The sequence below is a fragment of the Gordonia sp. (in: high G+C Gram-positive bacteria) genome (assembly GCF_012515855.1).
Classification (GTDB): Bacteria; Actinomycetota; Actinomycetes; order Mycobacteriales; family Mycobacteriaceae; genus Gordonia.
Map to the genome: position 1 here is coordinate 1 of NZ_JAAYXO010000260.1, position 7674 is coordinate 7674.

6 protein-coding genes and 1 pseudogene are annotated in these 7674 nt (G+C 67.9%); 3 read left to right on the forward strand and 4 right to left on the reverse strand.

What is annotated here, in order from left to right; genetic code table 11:
• The 4 genes and pseudogenes from GX543_RS17915 to GX543_RS17930 all read right to left on the reverse strand — a co-directional run.
• Positions 1-694, reverse strand: a pseudogene (locus GX543_RS17915) (phosphoenolpyruvate carboxykinase); the annotation flags it as partial.
• Positions 695-814: 120 nt separating this feature from the next.
• Positions 815-1198, reverse strand: coding sequence for a DUF6802 family protein (locus GX543_RS17920; RefSeq protein WP_290853904.1), 384 nt, complete (start codon positions 1196-1198; stop codon positions 815-817).
• Positions 1191-2348, reverse strand: coding sequence for a hypothetical protein (locus tag GX543_RS17925; protein WP_290853906.1), 1158 nt, complete (start codon positions 2346-2348; stop codon positions 1191-1193). The genes GX543_RS17920 and GX543_RS17925 overlap by 8 nt, the downstream gene beginning before the upstream one ends.
• Entirely contained in the window at positions 2345-2998 is a 654-nt protein-coding gene (locus GX543_RS17930) for a hypothetical protein (protein WP_290853908.1), read from the reverse strand. The genes GX543_RS17925 and GX543_RS17930 overlap by 4 nt, the downstream gene beginning before the upstream one ends.
• Positions 2999-3269: 271 nt before the next feature.
• Between GX543_RS17930 and trmB the strand changes: the two genes are divergently transcribed.
• From trmB to GX543_RS17945, 3 genes are all read left to right on the forward strand, one after another.
• Complete coding sequence (gene trmB / locus GX543_RS17935) at positions 3270-4070, forward strand: tRNA (guanosine(46)-N7)-methyltransferase TrmB (RefSeq protein ID WP_290853909.1); 801 nt, start codon at positions 3270-3272, stop codon at positions 4068-4070.
• The gene (locus GX543_RS17940) at positions 4067-4720 is read left to right on the forward strand and encodes an NYN domain-containing protein (RefSeq protein WP_290853911.1); all 654 of its coding nucleotides are present in this window, start codon (positions 4067-4069) and stop codon (positions 4718-4720) included. The genes trmB and GX543_RS17940 overlap by 4 nt, the downstream gene beginning before the upstream one ends.
• A 98-nt stretch (positions 4721-4818) precedes the next feature.
• A partial coding sequence (locus tag GX543_RS17945; RefSeq protein WP_290853912.1) for an MMPL family transporter occupies positions 4819-7674 on the forward strand: 2856 nt, incomplete at its 3' end.

Sequence of the window (7674 nt, forward strand, 5' to 3'; positions counted from 1 at the left end):
ACTTCTTGCCCAGCAGGGCGTTGCCGCCGTAGCCCGAGCCGTACGACCAGATCACCCGATCCTCGGGGAAGTGGACGATGTACTTCTCGGTGTTGCACGGCCACGGCACGTCGTCCTGGCCGTCGGCGAGCGGAGCGCCGACCGAGTGCAGGCCCTTGACGAAGAAGCCGTCGTCGCCCAGTGCCTCCAGGACGGCCGGACCGACGCGAGTCATGACGCGCATCGACAGCACGACGTACTCGGAATCGGTGAGCTCGATGCCGAGCTTCGGGTCGTCGGAGCCGAGCGGGCCCATGCAGAACGGGATGACGTACATGGTGCGACCGCGCATCGAACCGCGGTACAGGTCCGTCATGGTCGAGCGCATCTCGTCCGGCGCGACCCAGTTGTTCGTGGGGCCTGCGGCCTCTTCGGTCTTGCTGCAGATGAAGGTGCGCGACTCGACGCGAGCCACGTCGGCCGGATCGGAGAGAGCGAGGAACGAGTTGCTCTTCTTCTCTTCGTTCAGCTTCGTGATGGTGCCTGATTCGACGAGCTGGGCCGTCAGCCGGTCCCACTCCTCGTCGCTGCCGTCCGACCAGACCACTCGGTCGGGCTGCGTCAGCTCGGCAACCTCGGCCACCCAGGCGATCAGCCCGGCGTGGTTGGTGGGGGCGCTTCCGGGCTCGACGCCCGGAATGGTCGCAGCGGTCATGCGGATCTCCTCATCGAAAACTCACGGGGTGCCTGCGCGCAGTGGCTGTGCGAACGCATACTAGACCCAGGGTACGCCCGTTTCGCACGCTCTTAAGCTTGGGTCGGTGAGAGATGCGTTTCAATCGAGCCGACCGACCCTCGTCGGACTCCACTCCTCACCCGATCCGTCGACCCCCCACGCCGCGACTCGCCCGTCCGAGTCCAGCACCGACATCCGGTCCACTCGCCCGTCACCGTCGGCATCGGCGAGGATGGCCGTCGAACCGTTGAGTTCGCTGGTCAGCGCGTCGGGACGACCGTCCCCATCGGAGTCGAGATCGGCCGGACCGAGGTCCCAGACTGTGCCGTCGGCGTACCACCACAGGTGGTCGTGAGGGTCGGCACCACCGACTTCGACGATGTCGTCGGTCACACTCCACGGCGGTCGGCCGCCGACCTCATCCGGACGCGCAATGAGATGATCTTCACTCTCCCAGCCCGGGTCGGGCACCAGATCATCCATCAGATCCCCCGACTCGAACCGGACGCGTCCGGTTCCATATCTCTCGACTGACGTGCGCCTCGGCCGCGCCCGCCTGCGAGCCGATCCACTGGTCGACGGCGGTCCGGCGCGCGGCGATCTGTTCGGCTGCCCATCGCTCCCATCGCACGCGATCAGCAGCGTCCCGACGCGCCGAGACCATCCACAAGGCGACCAGGAGTCCGGCGGCCAGGCTCAGGATCGTTCCCGCGACGCCCAATCCGGCCCATTCCAGAGCGGGCGCGAGAATCATCCGCCCCACCCCGAACCCCATCGATGCTCCGACCACCACGACGACCGCGTCTTCGGTCCGGGTCTTTCGGCGCGGAACCGGCAACGGCCCGGCGGCGCGGGTCGATTCCACGGCCGGCTCGGTGGCCGGGGTTCCGCCGAGACCGCAGGTGGCTGCTGCTCGGACCTGTCCGAGTCGATGCGCGAACATCGTGCGCGAACGCTGCTCCACCCCGTCCAAGACGCGGGGGAGCCACGCTTCGAAGCCGGGCGTCGCACACACCTCGGGAATTCGACTGTGCAGTTCACCCAGCGCCGCGCGGGTCGACGACGCGGCTTCCACACGCGCCGCAACGATCCCCGCACGCAACCCTGCGAGTCGATCGGCTCGCAGCGCGGTGGCCGTTTCCGGTGCGACAGCCGGTGCGGCGGCGGGCGCCGGCACCGAGTTCAGCAGGGGCAGCGTGTCCGGGTCGTCGTGTTCCTCGGCGCACCACTGCGCCAACTCAGCGACGCCCGACTGCGTCGACCCCGGTGTTCCCGTCGGGGCGTCGGCCAGCACGGCGGCCGTCGCGAACACCGGGAGCCGGCGGTCGGCGTCGAGCCTGGCTCGCGACGCCGCCAACGTTCTCGGCCACGACGGGAAGGCATCGACCCGGCACGCGACGAGTGCGGTCGGCACCCGTGCGGCGGCCAGCGCCCCCAGGAGTTCGGTCTCCTCGTCGGCGGCAGGCATGGACGAATCGAGAGCGAGCACGGCCACGCGAGCGGCCGGCGCGTGCGCCGCGATCTCCACGACGGTCCCGGCCACCACGACGCGACCGGCCCAGCCGCAGCGCTTGAGCGCCACTGCGAGCGAACTCGGGTCGGCGCCCTCGGTTCCCGCGATCACCAGTGTCATCGTGCCGACTCCGTGATCAGCCGCTGTTCGATCGCCGGTCGATCGAAGCCGCGCGCCGACAGCAGGCGCAGACCCGCCAGCCTGCGGACTCGACGACCCGCAGCGATCGCACCTGCCGCCTGTTTGATCGGCGTGACGAGTGCGTCGACGCCGCTTCGGCGATGCAGCGCCGCGTTGACCTCGGCGACCGTCGCATCCGGTGATGCTTCCAGCACTTCGAGCGCCGCGACCAACCCGGTCCGTCCGAGAAGTGCCATCATCCGCGCCCGCGCCTGCTGCTGCGGCGCGTCGCCGCGGACCTCGTCCGCTGCGGCGAACGCCGCCGCGGAGGTCGGCACCGCGATCCCGGCATCGCGCCACTGTCCGAGGATGTCGCGGTCGGTGGCATCGAGGCGTACCCCCGCGAGCAGACCGGACACCGGGATCACCGCCTGTCCCAGGGCACGACTCGCGGTCCGCGCCATGCGCTCGGCGTCGGGCCGGGTGTCGGATTTACCCGCGACCACCAGCAGCGGCACCTGCGTCGCGTCGATGGCGGCACGATCACGAGCGCGGACCTGAGCACCGATCACGCGTATCGCGAAGTCGGGCGGATCCATGTCGCCGACCGCGGCGACCACCCCGAACCTGTCGGCGAGTGCCGATGCCAACGTCGAACTCCCCGCTCCCGGCATGCCCGATACCGCGATAACCAATGGCTGCGGCCGGATGACCAATGGCTGCGCACGCGTGTTCTCGGACAGTTGACCATCGACGAAAGGTTGATCCACCCCGTCCACCTCCCCCAAGGTGTTTTGCAGTGATCTGAACCTACCTCGCGGGTACGACATCGTTGGGCAGTCGCCGAAAATCTGCTCGGTGAACACACCCGAAAGCAGTGTCCGTTGTGAGCGAGCAGTGGAAATAGGACACCATGGAGGGGTGAACACCGACGCCGCCGAGGGATCGGCGCCCGATACCGACCGCTCTCGTCTCTATCCCCGAGTCACCAGTTTCCGCTTCCGCCGGGGCAGTCTGACGGCCGGGCAGCAGCGTAATTGGGAGGCCCTGTGGCCGAGCCTGGGCCGCGACTTGCGGACCGGCCCCGATCGGAACGAAGAGCCTCCGCTGAACCCCGCGGAGTGGTTCGGGCGCGAAGCACCGCTCATCATCGAGGTGGGCAGCGGCACCGGAATCTCCACCGCGGCCATGGCCGAGGAAGAGCCCGACGCCGACGTCATCGCCGTCGAGGTCTACCAGCCGGGCCTGGCCCAGCTGGTAGGTCTCGTCGACCGCGCCGGCCTGAACAATGTCCGGATGATCAGGGGCGACGCCACCGTCGTCCTGTCCGAGCTCGTCGAACCCGATTCGCTGACCGGGGTCCGCGTCTTCTTCCCGGACCCCTGGCCCAAATCGCGCCACCACAAGCGTCGCTTCCTGCAGTCCGGGACCATCGAGCTGATCGCGAGCCGGTTGAAGCCCGGCGGCGTGCTGCACATCGCGACCGATCACGCCGACTACGCGCTGTGGATCGCCGAACTGCTGGCGACGCAGCGTCCCGACGCACCCCACGTGGTTCCACTGACCTTCGACTCACCGATCCTCCTGGAGCGTCCGACCACCAAGTTCGAAGGTCGCGCACACGTGGACGGCCGCGAGATCAACGAGTTCGTCTACGTGAAGCCGCTCCCCAAGCCCGCGCGCAAGAGCGACGGGGGCGACAGCAGCGAGGATCAGTCATGAGCCCGGAGTTCTCCGAGTCGATCGCAGGCACCACCGCGACGCCCCGACTCCTCATGATCTGGGACGCGCCGAACATGGACATGGGACTCGGCGGCATCCTCGGCGGACGTCCGACCGCCGCGCACCGTCCACGCTTCGACGCCCTCGGCCGCTGGATCCTCAAGCGCAACGCGACCCTCGCCGCCACCCTCCGCGAGGAGGTGGAGCCCGAGGCGACAGTGTTCACCAACATCGTTCCCGGCAGCGCCGACGTGGTGCGCCCCTGGGTGGAAGCCCTCCGGAATGTCGGCTATGCGGTCTTCGCCAAGCCGAAGTTGACCGACGACAGCGATGTCGACTCCGACATGCTCGACCATATTCAGGTTCGACGTCACACTCCGGGCCTGGCAGGCATCATCGTCGCGTCCGCCGATGGTCAGGCCTTCCGCGAGCCACTGCTGGAGATTGCCGCCGACGGCGTTCCGGTCACCGTGATCGGCTTTCGCGAACACGCCAGCTGGGCCCTGACCTGCGACGACATCGAGTTCGTCGACCTCGAGGACATCCCCGGCGTGTTCCGCGAACCGCTGCCGCGAATCAGCCTCGACTCGCTGCCCGACGACGGTGCCTGGCTGACTCCGTTCCGCCCGCTGAGCGCACTGATCAAGTAGCAGAACCGCACGTGAACCTGAGCCTTGCTCCCACTTTTTCTCAGACAAGCCTGAAAGAATCGGGAAGCTTCGGTACCCACAAGTAGGAAGGACGCCGCGTGTTCGGATCCATCGGCTCATTCGTCTATCGGATGCGCTATACCGTCATCGCCGTCCTCATCGCGCTGATGGGCGGCCTGGGACTGTACGGCCTCAACCTGCCGAACTACCTGTCCCAGAGTGGATGGTTCGACCCGAACTCGGAGTCGGTCACCGGTTCCGTCGTCGCCGACACCGCGCTCGGCCGCGACCACAAGTCCGACGTCATCCTGCTGATCACCCCGCCCGAGGGCACCACCGTCGACGACAAGGCGTTCGGCGCCAAGATCGAGAACATCGTCAACGACCTGGTCGAGGCGCATCCCGACATCGTCAGCCGCAGCAGTGACGACGGCGGCGCGGGCATCATCGATCCGTTCGACGCCGGCCAAGACGGCGCCGGCGCCACCGCCGCGGAGATCAAACGCGACCGGATGTGGACCGAAGACCGAAAACACGGCTTCATCTCGATCGGCGTGGCAGGCGACGACGACACGTCGATCCTGAACAACTACAAGACCATCGCCCCCTTCTTCGACGGCCTCGCCGAACGCTACGACCTGCCCGGAACCGAGTTCCAACTCGCCGGTCTGCAGCCGATCGCGGCCGGCATGAGCCAGGGCATGGACAACGACATCAAGCGCGCCGAGTTGATCGCGCTCCCCGTCGTGGCCCTCATGCTCTTCTTCGTCTTCGGCGGCGTGGTGGCGGCCGTGCTGCCGGTCTTCATCGGCGGTCTGACCATCGCGGGCTCGCTCGGCATCATGAAGGTGCTGGCACAGCTCACCGAACTCAACGTCTTCGCGCAGTCGGTCGTGACCTTGATCGGCCTGGGCATCGCGATCGACTACGGCCTGTTCATCGTCAGTCGATTCCGCGAAGAACTCGCCGAGGGCTATACCGTCGAGGCCGCGGTCAAGAGAACCGTGATGACCGCGGGTCAGACGGTGATCTTCTCGGCGACCATCATCATCGCCGCCCTGGCCTGCCTGCTGATGTTCCCGCAGGCCTTCCTGAAGTCGGTGGCCTTCGGCGCCCTGGCATCGGTGGGCCTCGCCGCAATCCTCTCGATCACCGTGCTGCCCGCGATCCTCGGGATCCTCGGCACCCGCATCGACGCCCTCGGGCTGCCCTTCCTCCGCCGCACCAAGACGCGCGAAGAGGTGGAGAACGGCTTCTGGGGCAAGCTCGCGGGCTGGGTCATGAAGCACCCGGTCAAGACGGCGGTACCGACGGTCCTGCTGCTGCTGGCACTGATCATCCCGTTCGGAAACATCCAGTTCGGCGGCATGACCGAGGCCTACCTGCCGCCCGACCACCCGAACCGCATCGCGCAGGAGACGTTCGACGAGAACTTCCCGTCCGAACGCACCGAAGACCTCAAGCTCGTCGTGATGTACGACCAGAACACCGACGACGTCGCAGGCAAGATCCAGCGCATCGCCGATCAGGCCAACAAGATTCCCGGGTTCACCCGGGAGTTCTCGCCGAGCGCCGACCTCGGCGGCATGGACGGCGTCTACGGCGACGAAGAAACCGGTCTCGGCGTAACACAGATGTCCGCAGGTCTCGTCGACCGCAACACCGCGGCGCAGGCCATCAAGGAACTCCGCCAGATCGATTCCGAGGGCCTGACGGTTTACGTCGCCGGTACGCCGGCGCTGACCCAGGACTCGATCGACTCGCTGATCAGCAGGCTGCCGGTGATGGCAGTCCTCCTGGTGCTGGTGACCGGGCTGTTGATGTTCCTGGCGTTCGGATCGATCATCCTGCCGATCAAGGCCGCGCTGATGACGGCGCTGGGCCTGGGCTCCACGCTCGGCATCCTCACCTGGATCTTCATCGACGGCCACGGCGCGTCCCTGGCTAACTTCACGCCCGGCCCGCTGTTCGCCGCGGTGCTGGTGTTGATCATCGCGATCATCTACGGTCTGTCCACCGACTACGAGATATTCCTGCTCTCTCGCATGGTGGAGGCCAGAGCCCAAGGCGCGTCGACTACCGAGGCGATCCGCGTCGGCACGGCGCACACCGGCCGCATCATCACCGCGGCGGCCGCGATTCTGGTGGTCGTCACCGGCGCCTTCGGGTTGTCGGAGATCGTGATGATGAAGTACATCGCGTACGGCATGATCGCCGCGCTGATCCTCGACGCCACCGTGATCCGCATGCTCCTGGTGCCGTCGATCATGAAGCTGCTTGGCGACGACTGCTGGTGGTCGCCGCGGTGGATGCTGCGTCTGCAGCAGAAGATCGGTCTCGGCGAGACCATCCTCGAAGACGACATCACCCAGAAGCGTCCCGACTACTTCGAGGCGTTGCCCGGCGGCACCTCGGGTGGCGTGGTGGCCGCGGCGGAGGCTCCGACCACCGCGATGCGTCTGCCGGTCGCGACTGCCGAGCGCCCCGTCGCCGGCCGGGCGGAACCGACCGGACGCCGTTCCATCCTCCGCAAGGAGACCGCCGAGGAGTCTGTCGACAGCGGCCCCGTGCCGACCTCGGACAGCACCCTCGACGAGTTGGTCGACGATCAGGTCGTCGCGCCGACCAAGCGACCGCAACGCAGTGACTCCGGGCCCGACACCGGGTCGTGGAAGCTCGGCGTCAGCGGCGTGCGGCAGGCCGCCCCGGATTCACGACCGAATCCGCAGGTCCCGACGGCGCCGCCCTCCACAGGGCCCCGTCCGGCAGCCGCGCCGGTCCGCAATCAGGGTGATCGCAGGCCGACCAGCGCGCCGGTGCCTCCGCGTCGCGTGGCCCCGCAGTCGAAGGCCCCGCAGTCGGCCTCCCAGCAGCGCGGGCCCCAGTCCGGCCCCCGGCCGGCCGCTCCGCCGCAGCCGACCCGACCGGCGCCCGCCAAGCGCGCACCCCAGAAG

Bases quoted from the DNA above. Each gene is read 5' to 3' on its own strand.
- GX543_RS17940 (WP_290853911.1), top strand. From the start codon at position 4,067: ATGAGCCCGGAGTTCTCCGAGTCGATCGCAGGCACCACCGCGACGCCC.
- GX543_RS17925 (WP_290853906.1), bottom strand. From the start codon at position 2,348: ATGACACTGGTGATCGCGGGAACCGAGGGCGCCGACCCGAGTTCGCTC.
- GX543_RS17920 (WP_290853904.1), bottom strand. From the start codon at position 1,198: ATGGATGATCTGGTGCCCGACCCGGGCTGGGAGAGTGAAGATCATCTC.